Here is a 25,152-nt window from a genome sequence, read left to right on the forward strand (position 1 = left end):
CTTTATGAGACGAGTATATCCGATAATGGACCATGAGGCGAATCCGCTATCTGGATCGCTAGTGTGTCGTACCTGTTGCTTGAGAAGCGAGGTGGCGTGTAAACCATTGGCCAGCCAGAGTAGCGACTTGTTCCAGTGTGCCAGGCTCTTCGAATAGGTGGGTCGCGCCCGCGACGATTTCGAGGCATTTCTCGACGTGAAGGTGTGCGTAGGCCTCCTCGTTCAGGCGGATAACGATTTCATCACGCGAGCCGACGATGAGCAGGGTTGGTGCCTGAACCTGCTCTAACATGTTCCCGGCCAGGTCTGGCCTACCCCCACGTGAGACCACGGCAGCAACCAGGCGGGGTTGTTGCGCGGCAGCAACCAGAGCCGCAGCTGCCCCTGTGCTCGCACCAAAGTAGCCGAGCTTGAGATGTGCCACCTCGGGCCGTGTGAAGAGCCACTGTGTTGCACCAAGCACGCGCTCGCTCAGGAGGGCTATATTGAAGCGCAGGTGTGCGTGTACCTGGTCGAGGATCTCTTCTTGCTCGGTAAGTAGATCGAGGAGGAGGGTCGCAATGCCAATATTGTGCAGGCAGCGTGCCACAAATTGATTACGTGGACTGAAGCGCCCACTTCCACTGCCGTGTACAAAGACAACAATGCCCGCTGGCTCAGGTGGAACACGTAGATTACCAGCCAGGGTGAGATTTTCGTTGATTGGGATGAAGCAGGTGTCCTCGTTCCAATTTGGGAGGGTTTGCATGATCTGCCTCGATTATCTTCTTGCATGCAGAGGAGTTGTATTAAAACAACACGTAGCAAGCAGAGAAAAGGTTTCCTGTGAGGGTATGGTGTGGAACGGCCTACCGCCTTTTTACACCGTATCCTCTATTTCTCTTAAATAAACTCTTCCTTTTCTTGCGGGTGCTCTTCTTTGGCTGGCTGGGAAGGAGATGCAGCCAGGGAAGAGCGGGCGAATAATACCACCAGTATGGCAAGTACAATAAAAAAGGCGATCACAAGCAGATAGGGGAGTGCAGCTTCCATATTGCGCTGATCCTTTCTTGAAGTGCAGGTGTCTATATACCTGCACTTCAAGTGTAAAAAATGTATAGTAGGCGTGTATGTCAATAGCACTATGGTCTTGCCTGCTTCCTGGTGCTCTCTATGGTTGCTCCCAGCAGGCGCTGTTGCAGGGCATTGACCAGGTTTTGCTCAGATTTCGCGAGTGAGACCTCCATATGGTCAAGGATGGCGACCGTGATGGGATCTGTCAGGGTTGAACTCATCTGGTAAACGCTAGTGATTCGTGCTTGTAGGTGGTCGAGCACATGCAGCAGGACAGCCTGGCTATCGTGTATGTTGTGCCAGTCCTGCCTGGCCTCACGGGCGCCATCCTGGTTGACCGGTTGAAGATTGCCACCCAGGTCGTGCAAGCGCCGGGTCAGAAGCTGCATATGTTGCCTGGCTTCATCCCCTAGATCCTGGTAGATGATCTGTAGCCCTTTGTCACCGACTTTTTGCGCATGTTGCAGGCACATATCCGCCGCATACTGCTCATCCTGGAAGGCGTGTTCAATAGCTTCGGTGATCTGACCTTTACTGTTGCCACCCCAGTACTCGGCGACCTGCCACCAGGGAACTTCGACATTGTTGATATCGTACAACTTCTTGCCCTCTATCTCCAGGCCCAGGCGTTGTAACAATGCTGTCGCGAAAATGGGGAGATCACCTGGTCGACGTGCGGTAAGTAGATTGCCATCCTCTACCAGGGGCGCGTCAATGTAGGTTGCTCCCGCGTTTTGTATATCTTTGCGAATCGCGCGAAAGCCGGTCGCGTTCTTACCGCGTAGTAGATCTCCCTCGATCAAAACCTGTGGTCCATGACAAATGGCGGCGACCAACTTCCCCTGTTGCAACGCATCGCGTACCAGGTGGACAGTGCGCATATTGGTACGCATGGTATCAGGTGCCATGCCACCTGGAATACAGATGGCGTCGAATGACCTGGCCAGTGCCTCGGCAGTGCTGGCATCCGCATTAATCGAAATTCTACCTTGCTTCCCTGCATAAGAGACATGGCCACGAGAGCCCAGTATCTTAACATCCGCGCCCGCCTGTTGGAGCGCGTTGTACGGGATGAGAAATTCGCTGTCTTCAAAAGCGCTCTCGACCAGGATCGCGACGCGCTTTGTTGGCTGCTGACCTGGAAGATGTTGTTCCATATGACTTCTTTCTCTCTCAATATTCTTATTGCGAAAACCAACGCCACTGTCGTGGCTAGCGCTTCGCGCTCAGGTTTTCGAATAGGAAGTATCCCGCCTCGCTGATGCAAGGTCGTGAACTGCTACCTTTCAGGAAGTGAAGGGAAGGTTAGATTTATTCTCCTTTACCACCCTGAGGAATGTTGCCGTTATAGTTGGTTGAGCGGACGTGAAGATCGGTATGGACCTCTGCCTCTGAACCACGTTCCAACCCCAGGTCACGCAACACGTCTGCCAGAGTATCAAACTTACGTTCGGGAAGCTCTACAAGCTTATCGCTAATCTGTTGCTCTACCCCATATTGTTTGGCGTAGGCCACCAGGTTGGCTTTCGTCGTAGGGTATTGCACTCCATTCAGAAACTTCTCCAGGCGTGCATATGGTTCCGTCATAAGTAGGCTGCTCCTCTCAAAATTTTATAGCTTCTGTTAGCTAGCACGTTGACCCGGCGTGAGAAGATACAGGCTCTTCCGTATAGGGAAAAAGATATAAGTGAGACTCTTCTGTTCGCTGATGCGTATTAGAATGGAGCATCATTATACCTTTTTACAGCAGCCAGCTCTTGATGTGAATTTTTGCACCTGTGACATTCAAGAAGAGCCTGGTTTTTATCTATTACAAAAAGTAAAGGACGTACTTTTATGAAGAAGATTCTGGTGGTGGGGCATCTCACCTTTGCGAATGAGGTGTCTGGCCTGCAAGTCACGTGGGGAGGCGAGCACTACCATCTCATCTATATTTCTTCTGGCGAAGTGGCATTGGATGTGGCGAGAGAGCTAAAGCCTGATGTCTTCTTACTCAATTATGCTCTTTCCGATATGAATGGGATTGAACTCTATGATCGTTTACATGCGCAGTCGGAACTAGCCGATGTCCCGGCCCTCCTCTCCTGTGTCCAGATTTTTGATGAGCCCCTGGCTGAGGCGGCAACCAGGCGCCACCTCTATATACTGAAACAGCATGTGGATCTCCTGGCTTTGTTCCGCCTGTTCGAGATGGCCCTCTCTGAGCGCAAGACATCGACGGCCAAGCGCCAGGTGGTTTTGCAGGGCGTGCGTGCAAGTTAGCGTTCTAACACTTATCATCGGTATATCGACACGTTGTAGGGTCCAGGCAAACCTGGACTGTTCTCATGGGCGAGGAACGCCTTCAGGCGTTTCTAAATTTAGAAAAATTCACATGAGTGATGGGGTAGGATTGGCAGCTATCTGCTGCCAATCCTACCCCATCACTCATGTGAATTTTTACCTGTCTCTCCATATGTACACAGCTGTAATAAAAGGCTGAAGCCGCGAGGCTAGCGGATATACTGGTCCATTACCTCTTTGACCTTGTTGGAGGGAATGGCAAAGCCCATGCCGTTGGCAGGCGTATTGAATTCGGGATTAATCGCCGTCAGCGTGGGGATACCGACCAGGTTCCCTTGCATATCGACCAGGGCGCCGCCGCTATTGCCCGGATTGATAGGGGCATCCGTTTGTATCGCGCTGTGCAGGGTGACGCCATGCCCCTCGGAGATCGTGCGTCCAACCGCGCTGATGATGCCGCTGGTGACAGTTTTGCTGATGCCCAGCGGACTACCGATGGCGAGCACATCCTGTCCCACCTGAAGCCCGGAGGAGTCACCCAGGGTCGCGGGTGTAAGTGGCGTGGATGTAGTGACTTTGATGATCGCCAGGTCATAATCGGCATTGGCTCCCACCAACTGGCCGGCTGTTTGGTGTCCATTGGGCAACTGAACGCGAATGTTCTGGGCGTTGCTGATCACGTGATTGTTGGTGACGATATAGCCTCGCTGATCGACGATGACGCCAGAACCAACAGAGTTGCTGGTCTCCTGCTGCGAGTTGATCTGCACCATCGAGGGCTGAATGCGGCTGACTACCTTGAGACGGGCCTCGCTCATAGAGGTAACTGCGATAGGCTGTACAGATGGGATTCCGGTGCCGACGCTGTTGCGACCAAAGGTCCAGCCAGCCCCAAAGAGCATTGCCCCAAAGGCGGTTGCGCACAGCAGGGTCAGGAGTATGGAGCGTAGAACGCGGTCATTGTGGGGCTGTGGTGGGGATGGACGCGCTCCCACGGTAGGTGCGTTGTAGTACTCTTTGTACTCTTGATTATAAGCCTGCCAGGGCTGGTATACCTGCCGAGGCGACCAGTTATCTGCTGGCCGGTAGCTTGGTGTCGGCTCGGTTATTTTTGTGCGTTCAAGTTCCCCATGATGGCTATCATCATGGGCATTAGGATCATACATAGCTCTACCCTTTCTTGAGAGCCACGGTGGGCACTTTAATCACAAGTCCAAGCTAGCTTGGACCCTACAGACTTATCCCGGCGAGCGGGAGGAGTCCATGCTTGCATGGACCCTATAATGGATGGGATGCACTATCATACTATCTAAAGTAATCGGACGATATGTAAGAAGTTCTCAATTAAACTAGAAGCACGTAATATGGTTGAGGTGTTGTCTCTATCACGTATGGGAATGCCTTAAAGTTGCCCGATTGGAGCGCAGTGCAGGCCAGGTAGAGCGATCAATTGGCTTGATAACAAGTATACGTGATGCTTTCAGTGTAACGCTCTCCTAAATGCCTGGAGAGGAATATATTTGGGATGTATAGCGCTTTTGCTGTACGACAAAAGCGCTATACATCCCAAATATATTTAATGTAGCCAGGAGGCGGGGATGCCCTGAGTATGGAGTGTGTGGAAGATGCTGAAGCTTGAAAAGCCACCAAGAATATTGAATGACGTTACGCAGACGAAGGCTATGATACAGAGAGCGATCAAGGCGATATCACTGCGGCGCGCATGTGCTTCATAGAGCCAGGTGCGTTTGCCCACGCCGAAGCAGCGTAGCTCCATGGCGCTGATGATATCTTCTGCTCCTAGAATGGAGCCTATGACCAGAGGTACGATGAGTGGGGCCAGGCGCGCGATCTTACCGAAGATGCCGCCGCGCAGCTTGTCAAGCTCAAAGCCGCGTGCGCGCTGGGCGTCAAGCGTCGTACTAAAATCGCGGCCCACGCTGGGAAGGAAGCGAAATGAGAGTTCGATGGCGTAGGCGATCCAGTCAGAGAGGCCCAGGCCTTTGATGCCAGATGCGATATGGCCCGGGTTGGTGGTGTAGGGGAATGAAATCGCCAGGAAAGCGATGCTAAAATTGCGGAGCGCCTGCGTCAGGAGAAAGACCAGGCTTTCGATGCTTATTGGAAGCGAAATAATGCTGAGATAGGGGGCATGTGAGATGAAGCCGGGAAAGGAGATATGTGTGAGAACATGGAAAGAAGCGACATCCACACCGCGCACAATCGCGCCATTGGTTAAAAAGAAATTGCCCAGTACAATCATGATATTGAGCACAATGACGAAGCGCCAGGCTGTCCTGGTTTCTCGCCAATGTAGATGGCATTGCTGGTAATAGAAAGCGGATACGAGAAATGCTGCCAGCATGAACCAGAAATTCGAAGTCTGAGCGACCATCAGGCTGAAAGCGACCAGAAAGAGCAGCTTTGCGCGCACATCTAGACGATGAACTGGTGTGTCGCGCTCGACATAGGGAAAATTTATTAGCATAGCATGGGCCTACCCTTATCAAAGAAAGGTATGGAGCACACCTGAGAGGTATGCTCCGTGTGCGTCTCTTAACCGCGTCCAGTGCGTCTCACCGCCGCATTATATGCTACAAGCAAGATTGGCAGCAGAATCAAGCCATTCACCAGGTCAGAGAGGGCTGCTGGTGTCAGGTACCCGAGGGTTGCCGTTGTAAAGCTGATCTTCGAGAGCCAGATCTCAGTGTACGAAGCGAAGGCGAGACCAACGATAATACCGATAGCGCTAAAGACCTCGGCGATAACGATCTTACGTGTGGTATTGTAGCGCCCAAGTGTGTAAAAGATGGCCACACCAGCGATAAAGCCGATAAGAGCATTACCAACGTCCCAGTTCCAGTAGAAGCCGCCACCGAGCCAGTCACCCAGAATGTTGCCTATGCCTCCAGCGAAGAGTCCGACCCAGGGGCCATATAGGACCGCGAAGAGCAGGGGGATAACAATGGCCGGGCGCAGCGAGACATTGCCCGCGCTGGGAAGCTGAATAAAATTGCTCAGGTAGCTTAAGCCGCCGTAAAGAGCCGCACCAAGCGCTGCATAGACCACGTGGCGAACGCTAATGCTCCAGAAATTGGACCTGGACTCGGTTTGTTCAATGGTTGCCATTGAGAAATATCCTTTCCGCGATAAAACAAAATTAATCGCTCGAAGAGGGTGAATAGTGAGTAGCAATGATAAAAGAAAATACAAGGGCCGTAAAAAAGTCTTTCCCCGGTAAAGATAGATCCCTGTAATGCACCTCCTTTCATGAAAAATTCCTGATAAGAGAGCGTCTAGCTCACCTGTTGCAGTGTACCTAAGAGGTAGTGCAGCAGAGAGGTAGGGCGGAGATTACATTCATCCAGGAGCTTTGCGTCCGAGAGCACCTCAAGCGGCGCGCCATCGGCAACCAAGTGCCCATCCTTAAGCAGGAGGACGCGTTGCGTGAAGCGTAGCGCCAGGTCCAGGTCATGGGTAATAAAGAGCAGTGCATCCAGGCCGGGTAGGCCGCGCAGATGCTCCATAAAATTCATATATGAGCGGTGATCCTGGCCTGCCGTAGGCTCGTCAAGCAGAAGAATACTGCTTTGCATAGCAAGCACCGAGGCGATAGTGACGCGTTTCTGTTGACCAAAACTGAGTGAGAAGGGAGAGCGCTGCTCAAAGACATCGACATCAAGGGCTTTAAGCGAGGTCTGCACTGCTTCCTGGACGCGCTCCTTTGTAAAGCCCAGGTTGGTGGGACCAAAGCTGGCTTCTTCAGTCACGCTAGGTGCGAAGAGCATGGCGTTTGGACTCTGGAAGACATAGCCAATGCGCGCGGCCAACTGGGCCACACTGAGCTTACGTGTATCGTCCTGATAGAGGCTAACGCGCCCCTTCGTGGGACGGAGCAGGCCGAGGGCTTGCTTGACCAGGGTAGTCTTCCCCGAACCGTTTGGCCCGAGCAGCGCGATGGTCTCCCCGCGCTGTACGCTAAACGAGATGCCACGCAGGATCTCTTCGGAGAAGAGCCCGTAGCGGTAGTGGACATCCTCAAAGCGAAGAATGGGCTCAGTTGCTTGCTGCTGGTCTTCCTCACCCAGGGTAATGGGCTGAAGCAGCCAATCGCGCGGTTGTGCTGTTGCAGGTATTGTGCGTAGCGTGGCCTCAACTGGGAGCTTGACCTGGGTAGGGTCGGCGATCTCAAAGAATTGGGCGGTGGGGCCAAAGAAGGCCTGTTTGCCCTCGCGCAGGAGCAGGACCTTATCGGGATTGAGCCGCAGGGCCTCCTCAACCCGGTGCTCCACAATCACTACAGTACGTCCCTCGGCCCGCAGATTGGCGATGAGTTGTTCCAGTTCATCAATCGCGCGGGCATCCAGGTTAGCGAAGGGCTCATCGAAGAGCATGATCGCAGGCTGCATAACGAGGATGCCAGCCGCCGCGACCTGTTGGCGCTGCCCTCCGGAGAGGGCGAAGGTTTCGCGTCCCTGATAGCGCTCCAGGTGTAGCTGCTCTAGGGAGTTCCTTACACGCTGGCGCATCTCGGGACGAGGCACGGCCAGGTTCTCCAGGCCAAAGGCGATCTCCTGTTCCACGGTGCTGCCCACGACCTGCTTATCGGGTCCTGGAGCATCGTCCCAATATAGTGAGCCAGGTCACGCAGCTTCAGGCCCTTTGTAGTGTGCCCCTGGAGCTGAATCTCGCCGCTGAGCACACCCTTATAGCTATTGGGAATAAGCCCATTCAAGCACTTGATCAGTGTGCTTTTGCCACTGCCGCTAGGACCAGCAATCAATAAGAGTTCTCCCGCCGGGAGAGTAAAAGAAATATCTTCAATCGTAGAGGGAGCCGAAGCCTCCTCCGTAGATGTCTTGGGGCTTGTATCATCCTCGTTGGCGCTACGATAGCGAAAGCTTAGCTGATGGACATGGATGGCTGGAGGAGGGGTAGAACTGTCTTGTTGTACGGATGTCGTCATTGGGCGACCTCAATGGTGTAAAAAATAAAGAAATAAGTGCGAGCAAGCTGCCCGACGCTGCTAAAGCATAAGCATTATTCTATGTATAAGCGTGGGAAGCAGGCTATAAAATGGGAAGAGCTTATGTCTTATATATTACTCAAGAAAAGCTGGATTTGTCAATAATGATAAAGTAGATCAACAAACGCAACTTTGGCAATAAGGCGAGAAGGTGCCAGGAAGCTTTCGGCAAAACATACAAAAGAGCGGACGCTAAATTTATGCTTTTTGTATCTAACGCCTGCGTTAATGCGATGGTACACTCTGTATTAGCGATGCTTCATGTGAATATTTAACATGACGAGTCAAGAATTAGTGCGTGTCGAGTAGTAACCAGTACCTGATGGGTATGCATGCGATGCAGCAGTATTTTTGCCAGCCATACCCTGGCTAAGCGATTGGTTCACTCAAGGAGATGAGGCTTCTGTTAAACACGGATGTTTAGCGGGAGCACGCGTTAAAGCCGTCTTATTGGGGGAACAAGTGCATAATACCGTTGCGCCATCCGTGGAGAAAGCGACTGAACAGGTCGCGACTCATTGTCCCTACTGTGCCCTTCAATGCGGCATGCTTCTCTCTGGTCCTCGCGACCAGGTTACGGTCGAGGGGAACGAACACTTTCCCGTCAATAACGGGTCCCTCTGTGTCAAAGGCTGGAACGCCGCTGAGCTACTCAATCACCCCGACCGCCTCCGTACGCCTCTGTTGCGTGATGCGCAGGGAGGGCTGGTTCCCGCTTCGTGGGAAGATGCCTTAGCGCATGTCGCCGCCGCTATTCAGGCGACCCAGCAACGCTATGGACGCGATGCAGTGGGTGTGTTTGGGAGTGGCTCGCTCACAAACGAAAAAGCCTATCTCCTGGGGAAGTTTGCGCGTGTGGCTCTGGGAACCTCGCACATTGATTATAATGGACGCTACTGCATGTCCTCGGCCGCCGCAGCCAGCCAGGCCGCCTTTGGTCTTGATCGTGGCCTGCCTTTTCCTCTGGAAGACATTTCCCATGCTGAAGTCATTCTGCTCATTGGCAGCAATATCGCGGAGACCATGCCGCCCCTCATGCAGTACTTCGAGGCCCAACGCCAAAATGGCGGGAAGTTGATCGTCATTGATCCACGCGCCTCAGTGACCACACGTGCCGCACACCTGCATCTCCGCCTGACCCCTGGCTCGGACGCGGCCCTGGCGCATGGACTGCTGCATATCCTCGTGCGAGAAGGCTTGATTGATAAAGCCTATATCGCCGAACGGACAGAGGGCTTTGAGCAGGTCAAGGGGCGTGTTGCGTTATACTGGCCGGAACTGGTCGAGCGCGCCACAGGCGTTCCGGAGGCGCTCTTTACCCAGGCTGCGCATCTGCTTGGAAGGGCACGCTCGGCGATGATCCTGACGGCGCGTGGCAGCGAGCAACAGAGCCAGGGAGTGAGCAATACCCTGGCTTACATTAATGTCGCGCTGGCACTCGGCCTCCCTGGCCGTATCTATAGCGGCTTTGGTAGTATAACCGGGCAGGGGAATGGTCAGGGTGGGCGCGAACACGGCCAGAAGGCCGACCAGCTCCCTGGCTATCGCAAGATTAGCGATCCAGGAGCGCGTCAGCATATAGCTGAGGTCTGGGAGATAGATGAGTCGGAGTTGCCCGGGCCGGGAAAATCGGCCTATGAGCTGCTAGAGGGCCTGGGGCAGGAGGGAGGCGTGCGCACGCTGCTGGTTGTTGGCTCCAATATCGTGGTTTCAAGCCCTAACGCGCTGCATATCCAGGAACGGCTCAAGGCGCTTGACTGCCTGGTGGTTTCTGACTTCTTTCTCTCGGAGACCGCGCAACTGGCCGACGTGGTGTTGCCATCGGCCCAATGGGCCGAAGAAGAGGGCACCATGACAAATCTTGAAGGTCGCGTCATTCGCCGTCGACGGGCCTTTACGCCCCCACCTGAAGTGAAAACAGATGTCGAGATGCTCTGTCAACTGGCTGAATTGCTGGGGAAGGGGCGCTACTTTGCCTATGGCGAGCCGCGCCAGGTCTTCGAGGAGTTGGGTCGCGCCAGCGCACGGGGGAGCGCGGATTATGCGGGTATGAGCTATGAAAAGATCGAGGCCAGGAATGGGGTCTTCTGGCCCTGTCCAGGCGAGGAGCATTTTGGCACGCCCCGGCTCTTTCAGCAGACATTTCATACACCTTCCGGACGGGCCCGCTTCCATCCCGTGCGCCACCAGTCGCCAGCGGAGGTTCCAGACGAGGAGTATCCCCTCTACTTAACGACCGGGCGTGTGCTGGCGCAATATCAATCGGGAACGCAGACGCGGCGTGTAGCACGTTTACGCGAGCTGGCCCCAGCGCCTTTCGTCGAGATTCACCCGACCACGGCTCGCCACTATGGGCTGGTGCAGGGAGCGCGCGCCAGGCTCACCACGCGCCGAGGCTCCATCTGTGGCACAGTCAAGATCACTTCGGACATACGTGAAGATACGCTTTTCGTACCCTTCCACTGGGGAGGGAAAGATGCGGTCAATCGCTTAACCAATCCGGTCTTGGATAGCACCAGCCGGATGCCAGAGTTTAAAGTGTGCGCGGTTCGCATCGAACGCGCTAGTGCCTCTTCGAAAACCTGAGCGCGAAAGCGCTAGCCGCGAGAGCGGCGTTGGTTTTCGCATAAGAAGTTAGAACAAGCGGAGGGAGAACCTGCATGAAGGAACGCCTGGTTGTGATCGGCAATGGCATGGCGGGAGCGAGGCTAGTAGAGGAGATTGTGGCTCGCGGTGGAAATGAACGCTATCAAATCGTCGTCTTTGGTGACGAACCCTACGGCAACTATAACCGTATTCTGCTCTCAAATGTCCTGGCGGGGAGCCATGATCCCCAGGATATCTTTATCAATCCCCTCGCATGGTACGCACAGCATCATATCGATTTGCGCGTTGGCATGCACATTCATACCATTGATACCGAGAATAAGGCGGTCTATGCTAGCGATGGGACGATCACGACTTACGACAAACTCGTGATCGCGACAGGCAGCAAGCCATTTCTCCCGCCATTGAAGAATCTGCTGCGAGAGGATGGGGGACTAAAAACGGGGGCCTTTGCCTTTCGCACCATCGATGACTGTGACGCAATGATCAAATACGCCGCCCAGGCGCGTAGCACCGTCGTCATCGGTGGGGGCCTTCTAGGTTTAGAGGCAGCCCGTGGCCTCTCCAACCGGTGCAGCAAGGTACACGTGGTCCACCTGCCGACTTCGCTTATGAATGTGCAACTGGATGAACCAGCGAGCGAGCTGCTTCAGGCCGAGATCGCAAAACTGGGCATTCAGCTCTGGCTAGGGAAGCTCACGACAGAAGTCGTGGGAGGGACAAGCGTCACGGGCCTGGGCTTTAAAGATGGCACACGTCTGGAGTGCGATATGCTGGTCATCGCGGCGGGTATCCGTCCTAATATGGAGCTGGCGCGTCAGGCGGGTATCGCCTGTGAGCGGGGGATTCTAGTCAATGATGGCCTTGTGACCAGCGCGCAGGATGTCTTTGCACTTGGCGAGTGCGCCGAGCACCGGGGCAGGGTGTATGGACTGGTCGCGCCACTCTGGGAGCAGGCTCGCGTCCTTGCTGAACGTTTGACCAGCCCTACGGCCAACGCGCTCTATCGTGGCTCCAAGGAATCGACCAAGCTAAAGGTCATGGGTATGGAGCTGGCTGTGATGGGCGAGAAAGATCGTAGTCTGCCAGACGACGAAGTCGTGACCTATAGCGAGCCGGGCCGTGGTATCTACAAGAAGCTCGTCATTCGCAATGGTAGCTTGCTGGGCGCGATTGTCATGGGCGATGGGCCGACTACACCGCGCTTGCTGCAACACTTTGACCGTGGCGATAAGTTGCCAGAGAACCGTGCCGAGCTACTTTTTGCGCTGACTGGCGAGAGTAAAGCGTTCGATGTCGCCGACCTGCCGGATGACGCACAGATATGTAACTGTAATGGTGTCTCCAAGGGGCAGATCGTCGCGGCGGTGCGCGAGGGGAAGCGCTCGCTGCCTATGCTCTGTAACGCCACGCGTGCTGGAACTGGCTGTGGCTCCTGTAAGCCTCAGGTTCAAGCCCTGCTGGAACTGGCCTCCGATGGGCTGGTTGTCGATGATCCCGCGCTGCATTACTATGTTCCGGGTGTCCCATTGAAGAAGCCGGATCTCATCAAGACCATTAAAGAGCAGGAGTTGCGCAGTGTCTCAGCGGTCTTTCGCGCCCTGGCAGACGGCAAGGAAGATCCCACCAGCAAGGCCGGGCTGGCTTCCCTGCTCAAGACTATCTGGGGCAAAGAGTACGAAGATGAGCGAGATGCACGCTTTATCAATGACCGGGTACACGCTAATATCCAGAATGACGGTACCTTTAGCGTTATTCCGCGTATCTATGGAGGCGTGACCACGGGCCAGGAGCTCCGGCGTATCGCTGATGTGGCGCTCAAATACGATGTGCCCATGGTCAAGCTGACGGGCGGACAGCGTATCGACCTCGTTGGTATTCCCAAGAGGCACCTACCCGATGTCTGGCGCGACCTGGGCATGCCCTCGGGCCATGCCTACTCCAAGGCCTTCCGCACCTGTAAAACCTGCCTCGGCTCGGAGTTCTGCCGCTATGGCGTGGGTGATAGCACCGGGCTGGGGATCAAGATCGAGAAGCGCTTCCAGGGTGTTGAATCTCCACACAAGATGAAATTGGCGACGACAGGTTGCCCACGCAATTGCTCAGAGGCGACGACAAAAGACCTGGGTGCTATGGCGATTGAGGGAGGAAGGTGGGAGATCTATATTGGCGGAGGCGCGGGTTCGAAAGTGCGCAAAGGGGATGTACTCTGTACCGTTGAGACCCATGACGAGGTACTGCTCTACATGGGACGCTTTATGCAGTACTATCGTGAGAACGCCAGGTACCTGGAGCGTACCTATGACCTGGTGGAGCGCCTGGGAATCGAGTACCTGCGCCAGGTGCTTGTCGAAGACAGCGAGGGCATCGCCTCCAGGCTGGACCAGGAGATCCAGGCCGCGGTGGATGCCTATGTCGATCCCTGGCAGGAGGCCCACCAGCCTGCGACCCCCGCGCAATTCGCCGAAGCACTCCAACCAGTAGGAACAAGCATTGTACCCTAAACAGCTAACCGACGAGACGAAAGGGGAAGAACATCGATGAGTATCATGCTACCACCGGGCAAGGTCGTCTACAACCTTGGTCCACAGACGCGCCTGCCTCTGGGCGAGGGACGCACCTTTCAGCTTGGAGAGACCGAGATCGCCGTCTTCCGCACACGTAGCGGCAAACTCTTCGCCACGCAGGCCGCCTGTCCCCACCGGCAAGGCCCGCTGGCGGACGGCCTGACGGGCGATGAGCAGGTTATCTGTCCCTTACACTCCTTCAGGTTTGACCTGGGAACGGGCGAGTCGATTGGCAATACCTGCCCGGCGCTCAAAACCTACGTGCTCCAGGTAAGCGAGGCAGGCGAGATCCTGCTGAGCCTGTAGCACAAGGAGCATACATATGACATTGCAGCACGCACGCATCGTGCTACTTGAGACGCGCATGGCGGGAGAGATGGCCGACCTTCTGCGCCGTCATGGAGCCTTGAACCTGGTGAGCGTACCTGCGGTGCGCGAGGTAGCGCGAGAGTGTGGGCCGCAGGTCGCGAATTTTCTCGTCCGGCTCTCAGGGGGAGAGATCCAGATGCTTGTTTTCTTTACCGGTGTAGGAGTCACAGCTCTGTATAGTGAGGCCGAAAAGTTAGGCTGCCAGGTAGAGCTAGTGGAGGCGTTGCGTGCTACGACGATTGTGTGTCGTGGACCGAAACCAGTCGCAGCGCTGAAGCGTTATGGTATTCCCGTGGCCGCCAGCGCTCCAGAGCCCTATACCACGTATGAGCTTCTGGCGGTGCTGGCCCCCTTTGATCTGGCGGATAAAGTCACAGGTGTGGTGCATTATGGTGAGCACAACGCCCAGTTCACGGAAGAATTGCGCCAGCGTGGTGCCCGGCTGGAGGAGCTTTGCCTCTATGAATGGCTGCTACCCACAGACCTGGCGCCCTTACGTAGCCTGGTTAAGAGCATCGTCGCGGGCGAGATAGATGCGCTTGCCTTCACCAGCCAGGTCCAGGCCCGGCACCTGTTTCGCATCGCCCAGGAGCTTCAACTCAGTAGCCAGCTTACCGAGGCCCTCAATACTAGGACGCTTGTGGCCTCCATTGGCCCGACCTGCACTGGAGTGTTGCAGAGCTATGGGGTGACACCGCGCGTTATCCCTGAGCATCCAAAGATGGGACACCTGGTGAAAGCCCTTGTCAGCTACCTGGCGTAGCTGCAGTTAAGGGCTGCACTCCTCGATACTATTTCTCCGTATTTAGCAAGCGAAGAAAGGGAGTTCTTTATGCCTTTTTTATCTACGAAGGGAAGCGCGCGTCCCGGCTCTATCTCGACCGTGATCGCCTCTTTTCTCCACTTTGATACCTGTTTTACCATCTGGGTGCTCCTGGGTTCTCTCAGCGTCTTTATCGCGCCCGAACTCAAGCTCAATGCTGCGCAGCAGGGACTCATGGTCGCCTTACCTACGCTCAGTGGTTCGCTGATCCGTCTGCCTGCGGGACTGCTCAGTGATCGCTATAGCGGGAAGTGGATTGGCATAGGCTTGCTGACATTTCTCTTTCTGCCCCTGCTCCTGGGCTGGTTGCTGCCGGTAAGCTTTCCAGAGGTGCTCTGCATTGGCCTGATGCTTGGGGTCGCAGGCTCCTCGTTCGCAGTGGCGCTGCCGCTGGCCAGTCGCTGGTATCCTCCCACGCAGCAGGGTCTCGTGATGGGAATTGCGGCGGCGGGCAATATCGGTACCGTCATAGCCAACGCCACGGCCCCCAGCCTGGCGAGAGCCTATGGGTGGCATGCCGTCCTGGGCCTGGCGATGATCCCCCTGGTGCTGGTGTTGCTGGCATTTGTGTTGCTGGCGAAGGAGAGTCCAACGCGCCCTGAAGCGGCACCCATCGCCAGTTATGTGCGCGCCCTGGGCACAGCGGATATGTGGTGGTTCTGCCTGCTCTATAGCGTCACCTTTGGCGGATTTGTTGGCCTGGGAACCTTCCTGCCCCAGTTCTATCATAACCAGTTTGGGTTGCCAGGAGTGGAGGCGGGCTACTGGGCTGCTGGCGCTGCTTTTACCGGAAGTACGCTACGTCCGCTGGGGGGATACATTGCGGATAGGCTGGGAGGTGTGCGTGTGCTCTCCATCCTGCTGCTCTTGATTGCTGGCACGTACGCACTGGCCTCGTTGCTTCTGCCGATTGGTTTTACAGGGGCCCTTTTCATCGTTGGCATCGCCTTTATGGGCATGGGCAATGGCGCGGTCTTCCAACTTGTGCCACAGCGTTTCCAGCGCACGATTGGGATCGCGACCGGCCTGGTAGGCGCCCTGGGTGGTATCGGCGGCTTTGTTCTCCCCTTCCTGCTGGGGTCAATCAAACAGACGAGTGGTTCTTATGCTGCGGGCTGGATCATCCTGTCGATCTTCGCGTTTGTGGTCCTGGCCGTTCTTCGCCTGCTAGCCGCCTTACGGGCAAGCTGGCGCTCGTCCTGGGCGGCTGAGGCAGAGGGTACAGAGATCTATCCTCAAGCCTCTAGAGCGTAAATGGGACGTATGTAGGAAATGATGTGATGCCCCGTGTAGCCTCAGGCTACACGGGGCATCACATCATTTCCTACATAAGGTATCTTAGCCTTCAGCTAGCTTTGTACTACAGCCCTGCGTCATCTTCTGCAAGGCGGCGCTCTCGGAAAGCTGACTGGTAAGCGCGCTGGTAAAATTGCTGGTGATGACTGTGCGGCAGTCGTCCCAGGCGGGCAGAATGCTGGGCACAAAGCCATACTGAAGTGACTCGGGGCCAGCCTGGCGCGCGGGATTCTGCTCGAAGTAGCTCTTCAACGTCGAGCCCTCATAGGCGGATTTGCGGATAGGCATATACCCGGTCGCCTTGACGAACTGAGCATTCGCATCGGCGTTGGTCAAGTACTTCATAAAGTCCCACGCGGCGGCCTTGGCATCCGTGCTGGCGCTGGAGAACATCGCCATATTGGTGCCATAGAGCGAGGTAAACTTGCCTGCGGAGCCACCGGGCAGAACGGCCTCTGAGAAGTTGAATTTCCCACCAATGGAACTCTTGATGAAGGGATAGCTGGCGACAGTGCTGATAGCGAAGGCAGATTTGCCAGCGGCAAAGTCGTTCTGCCAGCTATAGAGCTTGGTCACATGGATATTGCCTGCTTTGACCAGGGGCGTGAGATCGCTCAAGGCCTTTAGAGCGGGCTGGGCATTAGCTCCATCGCCAAAGGCGGCCTTGGTGCCATCGCTAGAAACAAAGTCGGCACCACCAAAGGCTTTATAGAGTGTCGCCCACTCGTCAACTGAGGGTGTGAAGGAGAGACCCCAGCGTGAGCCATCGGTCTTGGTAACCTTCGTGATGGCAGCCTTCAGCTCGTCGGTCGTCGTGGGGACCGCGATCCCCTCCTGCTTCAACACATCCTCGTTGTAGTAGAGCACCTCAACACTTTTGTTGAAGGGTAGCATATATTGCGTACCGTCGATCTGTCCATCCTTCCAGATGGTGGGATAGAAGTCGCTGATATCGCTCTGGCTCAGGCCGTTCTGCCCTGAGATGTAGGGCTGCAAGGACTCAAGCGCGTTCGATTGCTGATACTTCGAAGCCCAGCTCTCATAGACCTGTGCCATCGTGGGTGCGTTATTGGCGGCGATGGCGGCGGTCAGCTTTGTCTTCAAAGTATCGTAGGAGTCATAGGCCTGCAATTTAATGGTGACATTCTTATGCTGGCTCATATACTGCTTGGAGAGATTCTCAATGGCGGTCTTATTCGCGCCAGTCGAGAAGGCCTCCCAGAAGTCTACAGTGTATTTTTTATTGGCATCCAGAACACCGGTGTTGTTGCTGTTATCGCCGCTATTGCCACTTGCGGGGTCGCCCCCACACGCGCTCAAGAGGAGCACTATAACAAGGAGCACCAGGGTCATACTAAACCAGGCACGACGCATGGAAATATCAGTCCTTTCAATACTTCAATCAATAAAAAAGCGAAACAATGGTCTATCGATGTGAAACTTATCCTTTTGTGCTGCCAGCGGAGATGCCCTCTATGAACTGCTTTTGCGCGATCAAGAAGACGACTAGCACTGGTAGCGTGGTAAAGGCAACGGCAGCGGCCAGGCCGGTTGGATCGTTGCCTTCGTCGGCGACAAAGGCGCGCAAGCCAACCTCAACCGGGCGAAACGCGTCGGTGCTGGTTACCAGGTAGGGCCAGAGAAACGCGTTCCAACTACCGATAAATATCTGTAGCGCGATTACCGCCAGGGCCGGGCGAGCCAGGGGCGCCGCCACCCGCCAGAGATAACCGAAGCGCGAACAGCCATCAAGTTGGGCCGCCTCCCACAACGAGGGGGGAAGCGCAAGGAAGAATTGGCGTAACAAGAAGATGCCAGAGATGCTGACCCCAAAAGGAATAATCTGCGCCTGGTAGCTATTGATCCAGTGGAAGGTTGAGACGAGCAGGTAACTGGGGATCAGCGTGGCCTCTGAGGGAACCATAATGATCCCTAGAAGCAGCATAAAGAGCACATGACGACCGGGGAACTTCATTGTCCCAAAGGCATAGGCAGCCAGGAGCGACGTCAATGTCGCCAGGACAATCGTGCAGAGCGCGACGAACAGGCTATTGCCAAAATACTGCAACCAGGGAGCCATATTCCAGGCGCGTACATAGTTTGACCACTCCCAATCAGGCAGGATATGTGGCACCACGTCATAGGCATTATGCGTGGTCAGCAGCGAGGTGACCAGCATATAGTAAATGGGAAATACCGCGATGAGTGTGGCGATGATAATCACCAGGTAGCGTGCACCGCGTCGTAATTGAGCGCCCCACCAGCCGGACGCGCGCTTCTGACGAGACTCTGATAAACGTGTGGCGGACATAGCATCGAACCTTCTAATCTACAGAGGGAGTATAACGGCGCGATAAGCCAAACTGCGCCACTGAGACGGTAAAGACGAGCAGAAAGATAATCACCGAGATGGCTGACCCGATTCCCGTATGGGCCGAAGTGCCAAAGGCCTGGGAAAAGAGGTAGAGTCCCAGCGTTTGGCCCGCATTCTGCGCGCCTCCATCCGGTCCCAAAAACAGGAAGGCTGGCTGAAACATCTTAAAGGCCTCAATGGTGCTCAGTAGCAGTACCACAACCGTCACAGGTGCCAGCAGAGGCCAGGTAATATAACGGAAGGTCTGCCAGGAATTCGCGCCATCCACCCGCGCCGCCTCGGCCAACATGGGCGAGATATTTGTCAGGCCTGACATAAAGAGTACAACGCTAAAGCCCAGGGACTTCCAGGTGGTATAGACAATGATGCTGGGTAAGATCCAATGTGGATCCCCCAGCCAGTCGATTGGTTTAAGGTGTAACAGGTGCAGGATGCCATTAAATAAGCCGTGGTAGTTATCAAACATCCATACCCAGATAGATGTCGTAGCCACGATGGGCGTAATGAATGGTGAGAAGATGGCCAGGCGCCAGAACGCCCGCCCGCGAATACTCGACATCAATAGAATTGCCAGCAAAAGCGAGAGCACCAGTTGCAGCGGAACCGAAATGACAACATAGAGTATCGTTGTCTGAAGTGCCTGCCAGAAGTTCGGATCGCTAAATAAGAAACGATAGTTTGCCAGGCCCACAAATGGCTGTGTACCGTGATTGAGGAAGTTCCATTTGAAGAGGCTGATCACAAAGACAAACACGGAGGGGAAATATGAGAAGATGCCCAGAATAATGAAGGCTGGTAACAGGTAAAGATAGGCCTGTCCCGTCGTCAACCAGCGCCTCCACCTCTGCTTAGGTACCTGGGATTGTTTCTCCTCACGCGCTATCGACAACAAAATATCGCTTTCCATACGACTCTCCAGACAAAGATAAAGTATCACATAAATATGATACTTATAGCATATTAACCATAAGTAATCAAATCGTAAAAAGTAGTTTAACACTCTATTATATCGCTTTTTCGTATATCCGCAATATCCTAATAAGGATAGAGAGTGTATGGAGGGTGTGCAACTCCACGAGTAGTTCCCTGAGGGTCAAAAGCCAATAGTAAGGCGGAGTTTCGTAAAAAGAAGTAATTTTTTATACTATAGGTGTACACATTTGTGGGTTGTGCATACCTTGGGCGATGTGTTGATGTTGGAAGGAGTGTAGGATGGGCGAGCTACTGCGTTCACATATGCAGGTGGTGTTGTCATTTGATATCGAGGTGACCGACAAGGAGACAGAGATCTCGGATGAGACAGAGCAACTGGCGGTCTATTTCAAGGAGTATAACCGCAGGTTGCTCCTGGCAATTCTGCGCCAACCTGAGAACCTGCGCCGCTTTTTGATTGGTTGGGTCGCGGCGCATATTGAAGCGCTTCCCATGCAAGAGGGCGTCTCTTCGTGGGAAGCGCTTTTGTTAGAAAAGGAAGAAGTCTCTCTGCCCAAGCAGCTCTGGGCAACCATTCGGCAGATGAGCAAGGAAGACCAGGCGATTTTTCGCTGGTGGGTTGAGGATAAGCGCATCGACTTTGGCAGCCAGATCACCGATTTTCTGAAGAGCTTTCGCGTCGAGCTAAAAGAGCTAGAGATCACTGATCCTCTTGACCCAGACAAGGCGGCTATACAGTTGCGCTCACGCCTGGTGTTACCCCAGGCGGAGCAGGCGCATGAGGGCAGGGTTTTCTAGTGAGACGGTGCTGTTGCCCGCTACTGGCGTACGCGGCTACTTCTGGTCTGAGGAGTAGCCGCGTACGCCAGTGGCGGGTCTGCCCATGCAGGATGCACCGCTTAACACCCCGGCGCGGGAAGTCCCGCCTCCATTCATGGGACGGGGTGAAAGCGCCGTTCCTTTCGGGCTGGGTGGGTGGGGGCCGACTCCAACCAGGTTGTTCTCACTTCCCCTGATACGCTTCTCTGGAGCCCTTGATCGTTCTGAGAGGCAACTGAAGAATGGATAGATCCGGTTCTCCCTACTTGTGCACCCTGCTCTTTTCTGGTATCATACTCTGCATGCAAACGGTGAAAATCTACCAACTGAATCACCTATCACACAAACAATTCCAGAGCCTCAAAGCTGCTCAGATGGAAGCTGCATAGGTGTGGAATTGTTGTATGCAAATGCATAAAGTTGCACGTCTCTCCCATCTGCCCTGGCCGGGACGAGACGCGTTGCAGAAAGCCACCAAGGGGCGTTTTGCCTTGCAGAGCCAATCGGTACAGATGGTGGTGGCGACCTTTCTCGCCAACATTGACACCACGCGACAACTGCGCCAAGAGCATCCCGAGATGCGGATGAAATACCCCTGGCGCACCAAACGTTTTTACCCGGTCAAGTGGCCTGCGCAAGCAGTGAGCAAAGAACATGGGCGTGTGGTCTTGCCCATGGGGAGAGGACGCCCATCCCTGGTCCTGCCCATCGAGCTTCCAGAAAACAATGGGGCGTGTACCCTGGTCTGGAACCAGGGGTTTGAACTGCATGTCTGTGTGCAGGTCCCACAGGCCGAGGAGGCTCCAGGCACCGTCCGGGCCACCGTCGATTTGGGCGAGATCCACCTGGCAGCCGTCACGACGAACACAGGCAAAGCCATGATCGTCACCGGACGTGGCATTCGTTCGCTCAAACGCCAGCGGACGAAGCAATTGGGCCAGTTTGCCAGGAAACAATCCCGCTGCAAAAAGTATTCGCGGCGCTGGAAAAAATTGCAACGTGCCAAGAACAAACAATGCCGACGAGCCGAGCGACGCATTCGCGACCTGCGACACAAAGCGACTCGCAACGTCATCGACTTCTGTATTGAGCAGCAGGTTGGGACCCTCTTCATCGGCAATCCTCATGGGGTTCGTGACAAGAAGAGTGGCAGACACCACAATCAACGTCTGGCCTTGTGGGAGTATGGCAAGGACATTGACTATCTCACGCACAAAAGCCAGGCTGCTCACATCATGAGCTTCACCGGCTCGGAACGCGGAACCTCGAGCCAGTGTCCTGCATGTGGGCATAGACACAAGCCCAAGGGAAGAAATTGGACATGCCAACAATGCCAGTTCTCCGGGCATCGGGATCTGGTGGGTTCGGTCAATATGCATCAACTCAGCTTTGGTTGTCAAGTGAAGTTTCCTCAATTCTTCACGTATCTACGTCCACCTGGCTTGTCCAGGCGAAGTAGTAGTAGGGCAGACACGCCCCAACGTTGTCTAAGCAAGGAACCGGCCCAACCACGTATCGCGGAGACGGTCTCCTGGGAGACAGGCCAAACCGGTGACGTGGCTTAGAAGCCCGTCCCGTTTACGGGACGTGGAGTGTCACGGTATAAAGACTATTTTGCCTCCCGCGGAACCCTGGGCCAGGAGCTGGTAAGCCCTGGGGGCCTCTTGTAGCGGGAAGGTGCGTATCTCCTGGGGGACGCGCAAGGTGCCTGCTTCAAAGCCCTGTTTGATCTCGGAGAGGATATGAGCTGTCTGGCAGGCGCCAAGCTGAAGTGAGTCGACTCCCACCAGGTGTAGCTCTCGGTGGTAGAAGTCACGCATATTGAATTGTACCTGTCCATCGCCACGCGCGGTAATGGCGATGAGCCGTCCCCCATGGGCAAGGCAGGTCAGTCCCAGGTCAAAGAGTGGCCCCCCTACGGTATCGATGCAGGCGCTGACCCCTTCGCCGTGTGTAAGCTTCATAAGGTCGGTCTGGGCATCGGGCCGCTCGGTGTTGATCACTTCATATGGCTCATTGCCCCGTGGTTCACCGCGTTGGGCGCCAAACATGCGCAGACCGCGCATCTTGCCTAGCTCGATGGCGGCGTTGCCGACCGCGCCCCGCGCGCCCAGTACCAGTACAGAATCACCTTTGCTTGCGCCGCTTGCTTGAAGCGTAAGCCAGGCTGTCAGGAAAGGTACGCCAATCGCGCCCGCCTGCTCCATCGAGAGGTTGTGTGGCTTCAGACTGAGTGTATCGCGTGGCGCGACAATATACTGGGCATGCGAGCCATCGCGGGTAAAGCCAAATTCGGCCCCACTGGCCCAAACTTCTTGCCCGCGCAGCTCCTCCGGCCCTTCGACCACGATGCCCGCGAAATCACGTCCTGGAATGCGCGGTAACTGGGTTTGGATGAAGCGACCCAAAATATTGCCGATGTCGCTGGGATTAAGTCCGGCAGAGCGTATTTCGACCAGGACCTCGTCCGCCCCTGGACGAGGTCGCTCAATCTCGCTCATATGGAGTGTTTCGGGTGGACCAAACTCAGTGATGCGCAAGGCTAACATGATGTATCCTTTCCTGGTGGCTTGTGGAGAGAGGCAAAGCAAGCATGTGTCGTGTTGCCAACTTTGCCTCTCAGAGATTACAGGCTGTCAGTATTATTGTAGCTAGTGCCCAAGGTCAGTGGATGGACGCTGTGATTCATCCATGGATGCTGACCGCTGTTCAGGGGCTGGAGATGGCTGCTGCTGGCTAGCTGTCGCAGAGGACGCACCACTCTCCGACACCCGTGATTGTGGGGCCTCAATTGTACCTCGTGCTTGTTCCTGACCTGCCTGAATGGCGATATGGCGCGGACGAGCCGCCTCACTCACAGGTAGGCGTATGGTCAGGATCCCATTTTCATACTCGGTCTGTACATGGTCCATGTCAACAGGACGCTCAAAGCTCATGCTTCGGGTGAATGTTCCCGAGTGAAGCTCATGTACGAGCCAGTTGCCTTGTGGAACATCAGAGCTACGGCGATACTGGCCATGGATGGTGAGCATATGCTGATCGATGGTCAGGCTGATGTCTTCGGGTTTCATCCCTGGCAGTGCCGCATGTACGACATAGTTATTGCTTTCCTCGTAGACATCGACAGGTAGGCTTGTCTCAAGGCCTTCGCCAAACAGGCGTGGTCGTATAAAACTCTGCTCAAAAAGCTGGTTGATAGCGTTGCGCAGACTTAATCCCTCACCGAAGGGATCATAACGTGAGATGCCCATAAAAATGTGCCTCCTTTCGGCAAACTTATCTCCTGGCTTATTGACCCATGAGGCTTTGTTTTCTCCTCACAGGAGATATCACGACGCGCCCGCTTTGCGGGTCGACACAGGAATACCAACTCGCCTGAATGCTACAAGTGCGGCGGATAATCTGCCTGTGTTAGAATGAGGCGTTATCTATAAAGTAAGAGAAAAAGGAGAGACTGTATGACGCAATTGGTACCCATGACGGAAGAACAATTTGAGCAGTATTTGAACTATTCTATTCGAGAGTATGCAGAGGAACATATTAAGGGAGGGCGTTGGACGGCTGAGAATGCCTACGAGGAATCGCGCAAAGAATATCAAAAGCTACTGCCGGAGGGTGTGCAGTCACCAGATAACTATCTGTACTCGATCTATGATGCGCAGCGCGGCATGCACGTTGGCATCCTCTGGTTCGCACGTGTCACCTGGAGCGCCGAGCCAATGGCTTTCGTCTATGACGTCAAAATCGATGAGGCCCATCGCAGGCACGGCTATGGCTCCCAGGCCTTCCAGCTCATGGAAGAGAAGGTGCGCGAACTTGGCCTCTCCTCCATTGGTCTGCACGTCTTTGGCCACAACAAGGAGGCCATCCAGATGTATGAAAAGCTTGGCTATGTCCCCACCAACATCAATATGCGCAAGATACTGGCGTAGCTAACTTGTAAGGTCAAAGCTGGCATGGATCGGAGACCCACGATTCATCGTTGGCGTGCCCCCAGGCCGATGACTCAGAGCTGGTTGAGAAGATACTCAATGAGCATGGGGGCGAAAGGGGCGATGCCCTTATATTGCAAGACTTCAGGTGGGGTCGTCTGGAGGACGCCCAGGAGAGTCCTGGCTTGCTGACCGTTTTGCGCGATGGTGGCTATGGGTTCCTGGTAAGTGTGGATGGTGAAGAGAATATCCTGTGTGTGAGGCAGACGGATGAGTGCCTGGCGTTCTACGCGTAGCAGGCATAGCTTGCCGATAGTTTCGGGCGTGAGTTCACGTTGCGCTTGCGCTACCTCGTAGGCATATCTGGGCGTGAGATTGAGCCGGGGGATGTTCTTGATGGCCCAGTTGAGGCGCCAGACGGGCCTGCCAACCTTTAAGCGTTCCAGCAAGAGGTAGGACGAACGCCCGATACGTTCCGCGAAGAGCGGCACCTCCTGGTGAATTGCTAAAAACGACTTGCCCAGTTTCTCCTCCAGGCACCAGGCGTTGGGGAAGCAGAGCTGGCCCGCGACCAGGGGGATACCCTGTGTCGTATCGGCGCGCAGCAGAAGCAAGTCTTCCTGAACCTGCCTTCCCAGCCAGTCTAGGGGAGCATAGGGGAGGCTGGCAGCCAGGCCCATTTCAAAGACCGTCATCTCTTGAAGCAGGCTATTGCACCATGCCACCTCTGTCCCGCTCTTCATCAGTGAGAAATAATGGGGATAGTCGCGGGCAAGCTGCTCTAAAAGCAGTTCCACGATCTCCCATTGAGATGGAAGAGTCTCCTGTGGGGTGTGTAGATAGTGATTCTGGTCGTTCGTCAGGAGTGCGCGTTTGAGTTGTATCTCAGGTGCATAGTGATCGGGATCAATCTCTATAAGGCGACCGTTTTCCAGGGCCTGTGTCCCCATAGCCATAGAGAAAACGTCAGCTTTTAAAGGAAAATAAGGAAACACATTGTCCTTCCTTTATGTCTGAGTTGAGCAGGAAATACACAAGAGCTTGTAGCGATAGTATAGCAGAAATGGGAT

At 54.8% G+C, this 25,152-nt stretch carries 24 protein-coding genes; 9 read left to right on the top strand and 15 right to left on the bottom strand.

Annotated elements, in window-relative coordinates:
- Nucleotides 1–58: 58 nt before the first annotated feature.
- The 4 genes from JMJ16_RS47695 to JMJ16_RS47710 form a co-directional block, all read right to left on the bottom strand.
- On the bottom strand, nucleotides 59–748 hold the full coding sequence (locus JMJ16_RS47695) for a dienelactone hydrolase family protein (protein WP_201393097.1): 690 nt from the start codon (nucleotides 746–748) through the stop codon (nucleotides 59–61).
- A gap of 134 nt (nucleotides 749–882) precedes the next feature.
- The gene (locus JMJ16_RS47700; RefSeq protein WP_201393099.1) at nucleotides 883–1,032 is read right to left on the bottom strand and encodes a hypothetical protein; all 150 of its coding nucleotides are present in this window, start codon (nucleotides 1,030–1,032) and stop codon (nucleotides 883–885) included.
- 89 nt (nucleotides 1,033–1,121) lie between these two features.
- Complete coding sequence (locus JMJ16_RS47705; protein WP_201393101.1) at nucleotides 1,122–2,210, bottom strand: DJ-1/PfpI/YhbO family deglycase/protease; 1,089 nt, start codon at nucleotides 2,208–2,210, stop codon at nucleotides 1,122–1,124.
- Nucleotides 2,211–2,364: 154 nt separating this feature from the next.
- The gene (locus tag JMJ16_RS47710) at nucleotides 2,365–2,640 is read right to left on the bottom strand and encodes a DUF2795 domain-containing protein (protein ID WP_201393103.1); all 276 of its coding nucleotides are present in this window, start codon (nucleotides 2,638–2,640) and stop codon (nucleotides 2,365–2,367) included.
- 249 nt (nucleotides 2,641–2,889) lie between these two features.
- Between JMJ16_RS47710 and JMJ16_RS47715 the strand changes: the two genes are divergently transcribed.
- Complete coding sequence (locus tag JMJ16_RS47715) at nucleotides 2,890–3,315, top strand: hypothetical protein (protein ID WP_201393105.1); 426 nt, start codon at nucleotides 2,890–2,892, stop codon at nucleotides 3,313–3,315.
- A gap of 230 nt (nucleotides 3,316–3,545) precedes the next feature.
- Here the strand turns inward: JMJ16_RS47715 and JMJ16_RS47720 are convergent, their stop codons facing one another.
- The 5 genes from JMJ16_RS47720 to JMJ16_RS47740 all read right to left on the bottom strand — a co-directional run bounded on the left by JMJ16_RS47720 (nucleotide 3,546) and on the right by JMJ16_RS47740 (nucleotide 8,302).
- Entirely contained in the window at nucleotides 3,546–4,502 is a 957-nt protein-coding gene (locus tag JMJ16_RS47720) for a S1C family serine protease (RefSeq protein WP_201393107.1), read from the bottom strand.
- 410 nt (nucleotides 4,503–4,912) lie between these two features.
- Nucleotides 4,913–5,824, bottom strand: a complete 912-nt coding sequence (locus JMJ16_RS47725; protein ID WP_201393109.1) for an energy-coupling factor transporter transmembrane protein EcfT — start codon at nucleotides 5,822–5,824, stop codon at nucleotides 4,913–4,915.
- A gap of 68 nt (nucleotides 5,825–5,892) precedes the next feature.
- Nucleotides 5,893–6,465: an ECF transporter S component gene (locus JMJ16_RS47730; RefSeq protein ID WP_201393111.1), complete on the bottom strand. Its 573-nt coding sequence runs from the start codon at nucleotides 6,463–6,465 to the stop codon at nucleotides 5,893–5,895.
- A gap of 167 nt (nucleotides 6,466–6,632) precedes the next feature.
- Nucleotides 6,633–7,931 (bottom strand): ABC transporter ATP-binding protein, encoded by a 1,299-nt coding sequence (locus JMJ16_RS47735; RefSeq protein WP_201393113.1) that lies wholly within the window; start codon nucleotides 7,929–7,931, stop codon nucleotides 6,633–6,635.
- A complete protein-coding gene (locus JMJ16_RS47740) occupies nucleotides 7,850–8,302 on the bottom strand; it encodes an ATP-binding cassette domain-containing protein (RefSeq protein WP_201393115.1) in 453 nt (150 codons plus the stop codon). The genes JMJ16_RS47735 and JMJ16_RS47740 overlap by 82 nt, the downstream gene beginning before the upstream one ends.
- Nucleotides 8,303–8,824: 522 nt before the next feature.
- Here JMJ16_RS47740 and JMJ16_RS47745 point away from each other — a divergent pair.
- The 5 genes from JMJ16_RS47745 to JMJ16_RS47765 all read left to right on the top strand — a co-directional run bounded on the left by JMJ16_RS47745 (nucleotide 8,825) and on the right by JMJ16_RS47765 (nucleotide 15,982).
- Nucleotides 8,825–10,948 (top strand): molybdopterin oxidoreductase family protein, encoded by a 2,124-nt coding sequence (locus JMJ16_RS47745; protein WP_374229183.1) that lies wholly within the window; start codon nucleotides 8,825–8,827, stop codon nucleotides 10,946–10,948.
- Nucleotides 10,949–11,022: 74 nt separating this feature from the next.
- The gene (gene nirB, locus JMJ16_RS47750) at nucleotides 11,023–13,473 is read left to right on the top strand and encodes a nitrite reductase large subunit NirB (protein ID WP_201393119.1); all 2,451 of its coding nucleotides are present in this window, start codon (nucleotides 11,023–11,025) and stop codon (nucleotides 13,471–13,473) included.
- Between the two features lie 36 nt (nucleotides 13,474–13,509).
- A complete protein-coding gene (locus JMJ16_RS47755) occupies nucleotides 13,510–13,842 on the top strand; it encodes a Rieske 2Fe-2S domain-containing protein (RefSeq protein ID WP_201393121.1) in 333 nt (110 codons plus the stop codon).
- 16 nt (nucleotides 13,843–13,858) lie between these two features.
- Nucleotides 13,859–14,668 carry a uroporphyrinogen-III synthase gene (locus JMJ16_RS47760; protein ID WP_201393124.1) on the top strand — a complete coding sequence of 270 codons (810 nt, stop codon included), beginning with the start codon at nucleotides 13,859–13,861 and terminating at the stop codon, nucleotides 14,666–14,668.
- A gap of 69 nt (nucleotides 14,669–14,737) precedes the next feature.
- Nucleotides 14,738–15,982, top strand: a complete 1,245-nt coding sequence (locus tag JMJ16_RS47765; RefSeq protein ID WP_201393126.1) for a NarK/NasA family nitrate transporter — start codon at nucleotides 14,738–14,740, stop codon at nucleotides 15,980–15,982.
- An 84-nt stretch (nucleotides 15,983–16,066) separates the two neighbouring features.
- Here the strand turns inward: JMJ16_RS47765 and JMJ16_RS47770 are convergent, their stop codons facing one another.
- The 3 genes from JMJ16_RS47770 to JMJ16_RS47780 form a co-directional block, all read right to left on the bottom strand.
- On the bottom strand, nucleotides 16,067–17,398 hold the full coding sequence (locus JMJ16_RS47770; protein WP_201393128.1) for an ABC transporter substrate-binding protein: 1,332 nt from the start codon (nucleotides 17,396–17,398) through the stop codon (nucleotides 16,067–16,069).
- 67 nt (nucleotides 17,399–17,465) lie between these two features.
- Nucleotides 17,466–18,335: a carbohydrate ABC transporter permease gene (locus JMJ16_RS47775; protein WP_201392152.1), complete on the bottom strand. Its 870-nt coding sequence runs from the start codon at nucleotides 18,333–18,335 to the stop codon at nucleotides 17,466–17,468.
- A 13-nt stretch (nucleotides 18,336–18,348) separates the two neighbouring features.
- Entirely contained in the window at nucleotides 18,349–19,305 is a 957-nt protein-coding gene (locus tag JMJ16_RS47780) for a carbohydrate ABC transporter permease (protein ID WP_201393130.1), read from the bottom strand.
- Nucleotides 19,306–19,610: 305 nt separating this feature from the next.
- Between JMJ16_RS47780 and JMJ16_RS47785 the strand changes: the two genes are divergently transcribed.
- Both JMJ16_RS47785 and JMJ16_RS47790 read left to right on the top strand, forming a co-directional pair.
- The gene (locus JMJ16_RS47785) at nucleotides 19,611–20,129 is read left to right on the top strand and encodes a hypothetical protein (RefSeq protein WP_201393132.1); all 519 of its coding nucleotides are present in this window, start codon (nucleotides 19,611–19,613) and stop codon (nucleotides 20,127–20,129) included.
- 425 nt (nucleotides 20,130–20,554) lie between these two features.
- Nucleotides 20,555–21,715 carry an RNA-guided endonuclease TnpB family protein gene (locus tag JMJ16_RS47790; protein WP_201393134.1) on the top strand — a complete coding sequence of 387 codons (1,161 nt, stop codon included), beginning with the start codon at nucleotides 20,555–20,557 and terminating at the stop codon, nucleotides 21,713–21,715.
- Nucleotides 21,716–21,745: 30 nt separating this feature from the next.
- On the opposite strand, the gene JMJ16_RS47795 is transcribed toward JMJ16_RS47790, so the two are convergent.
- Together JMJ16_RS47795 and JMJ16_RS47800 are read right to left on the bottom strand one after the other, a co-directional pair.
- Nucleotides 21,746–22,699: a zinc-binding alcohol dehydrogenase family protein gene (locus JMJ16_RS47795; RefSeq protein WP_201393136.1), complete on the bottom strand. Its 954-nt coding sequence runs from the start codon at nucleotides 22,697–22,699 to the stop codon at nucleotides 21,746–21,748.
- 102 nt (nucleotides 22,700–22,801) lie between these two features.
- The gene (locus JMJ16_RS47800) at nucleotides 22,802–23,401 is read right to left on the bottom strand and encodes an Hsp20/alpha crystallin family protein (RefSeq protein WP_201392135.1); all 600 of its coding nucleotides are present in this window, start codon (nucleotides 23,399–23,401) and stop codon (nucleotides 22,802–22,804) included.
- Between the two features lie 207 nt (nucleotides 23,402–23,608).
- Between JMJ16_RS47800 and JMJ16_RS47805 the strand changes: the two genes are divergently transcribed.
- Nucleotides 23,609–24,082 carry a GNAT family N-acetyltransferase gene (locus JMJ16_RS47805; RefSeq protein ID WP_201393138.1) on the top strand — a complete coding sequence of 158 codons (474 nt, stop codon included), beginning with the start codon at nucleotides 23,609–23,611 and terminating at the stop codon, nucleotides 24,080–24,082.
- Nucleotides 24,083–24,156: 74 nt separating this feature from the next.
- Here the strand turns inward: JMJ16_RS47805 and JMJ16_RS47810 are convergent, their stop codons facing one another.
- Nucleotides 24,157–25,038 (bottom strand): DUF3445 domain-containing protein, encoded by an 882-nt coding sequence (locus JMJ16_RS47810; protein ID WP_201393140.1) that lies wholly within the window; start codon nucleotides 25,036–25,038, stop codon nucleotides 24,157–24,159.
- Between the last annotated feature and the right edge of the window lie 114 nt (nucleotides 25,039–25,152).

This window comes from Ktedonobacter sp. SOSP1-52 (assembly GCF_016587395.1).

What these genes read in the sequence shown, in the direction of transcription:
- JMJ16_RS47695 (WP_201393097.1), bottom strand. Translation starts at nt 748, where the DNA reads ATGCAAACCCTCCCAAATTGGAACGAGGACACCTGCTTCATCCCAATC.
- JMJ16_RS47700 (WP_201393099.1), bottom strand. Translation starts at nt 1,032, where the DNA reads ATGGAAGCTGCACTCCCCTATCTGCTTGTGATCGCCTTTTTTATTGTA.
- JMJ16_RS47705 (WP_201393101.1), bottom strand. Translation starts at nt 2,210, where the DNA reads ATGGAACAACATCTTCCAGGTCAGCAGCCAACAAAGCGCGTCGCGATC.
- JMJ16_RS47710 (WP_201393103.1), bottom strand. Translation starts at nt 2,640, where the DNA reads ATGACGGAACCATATGCACGCCTGGAGAAGTTTCTGAATGGAGTGCAA.
- JMJ16_RS47715 (WP_201393105.1), top strand. Translation starts at nt 2,890, where the DNA reads ATGAAGAAGATTCTGGTGGTGGGGCATCTCACCTTTGCGAATGAGGTG.
- JMJ16_RS47720 (WP_201393107.1), bottom strand. Translation starts at nt 4,502, where the DNA reads ATGTATGATCCTAATGCCCATGATGATAGCCATCATGGGGAACTTGAA.
- JMJ16_RS47725 (WP_201393109.1), bottom strand. Translation starts at nt 5,824, where the DNA reads ATGCTAATAAATTTTCCCTATGTCGAGCGCGACACACCAGTTCATCGT.
- JMJ16_RS47730 (WP_201393111.1), bottom strand. Translation starts at nt 6,465, where the DNA reads ATGGCAACCATTGAACAAACCGAGTCCAGGTCCAATTTCTGGAGCATT.
- JMJ16_RS47740 (WP_201393115.1), bottom strand. Translation starts at nt 8,302, where the DNA reads ATGACGACATCCGTACAACAAGACAGTTCTACCCCTCCTCCAGCCATC.
- nirB (WP_201393119.1), top strand. Translation starts at nt 11,023, where the DNA reads ATGAAGGAACGCCTGGTTGTGATCGGCAATGGCATGGCGGGAGCGAGG.
- JMJ16_RS47755 (WP_201393121.1), top strand. Translation starts at nt 13,510, where the DNA reads ATGAGTATCATGCTACCACCGGGCAAGGTCGTCTACAACCTTGGTCCA.
- JMJ16_RS47760 (WP_201393124.1), top strand. Translation starts at nt 13,859, where the DNA reads ATGACATTGCAGCACGCACGCATCGTGCTACTTGAGACGCGCATGGCG.
- JMJ16_RS47765 (WP_201393126.1), top strand. Translation starts at nt 14,738, where the DNA reads ATGCCTTTTTTATCTACGAAGGGAAGCGCGCGTCCCGGCTCTATCTCG.
- JMJ16_RS47770 (WP_201393128.1), bottom strand. Translation starts at nt 17,398, where the DNA reads ATGCGTCGTGCCTGGTTTAGTATGACCCTGGTGCTCCTTGTTATAGTG.
- JMJ16_RS47775 (WP_201392152.1), bottom strand. Translation starts at nt 18,335, where the DNA reads ATGTCCGCCACACGTTTATCAGAGTCTCGTCAGAAGCGCGCGTCCGGC.
- JMJ16_RS47780 (WP_201393130.1), bottom strand. Translation starts at nt 19,305, where the DNA reads ATGGAAAGCGATATTTTGTTGTCGATAGCGCGTGAGGAGAAACAATCC.
- JMJ16_RS47785 (WP_201393132.1), top strand. Translation starts at nt 19,611, where the DNA reads ATGGGCGAGCTACTGCGTTCACATATGCAGGTGGTGTTGTCATTTGAT.
- JMJ16_RS47790 (WP_201393134.1), top strand. Translation starts at nt 20,555, where the DNA reads ATGCAAATGCATAAAGTTGCACGTCTCTCCCATCTGCCCTGGCCGGGA.
- JMJ16_RS47795 (WP_201393136.1), bottom strand. Translation starts at nt 22,699, where the DNA reads ATGTTAGCCTTGCGCATCACTGAGTTTGGTCCACCCGAAACACTCCAT.
- JMJ16_RS47800 (WP_201392135.1), bottom strand. Translation starts at nt 23,401, where the DNA reads ATGGGCATCTCACGTTATGATCCCTTCGGTGAGGGATTAAGTCTGCGC.
- JMJ16_RS47805 (WP_201393138.1), top strand. Translation starts at nt 23,609, where the DNA reads ATGACGCAATTGGTACCCATGACGGAAGAACAATTTGAGCAGTATTTG.
- JMJ16_RS47810 (WP_201393140.1), bottom strand. Translation starts at nt 25,038, where the DNA reads ATGGCTATGGGGACACAGGCCCTGGAAAACGGTCGCCTTATAGAGATT.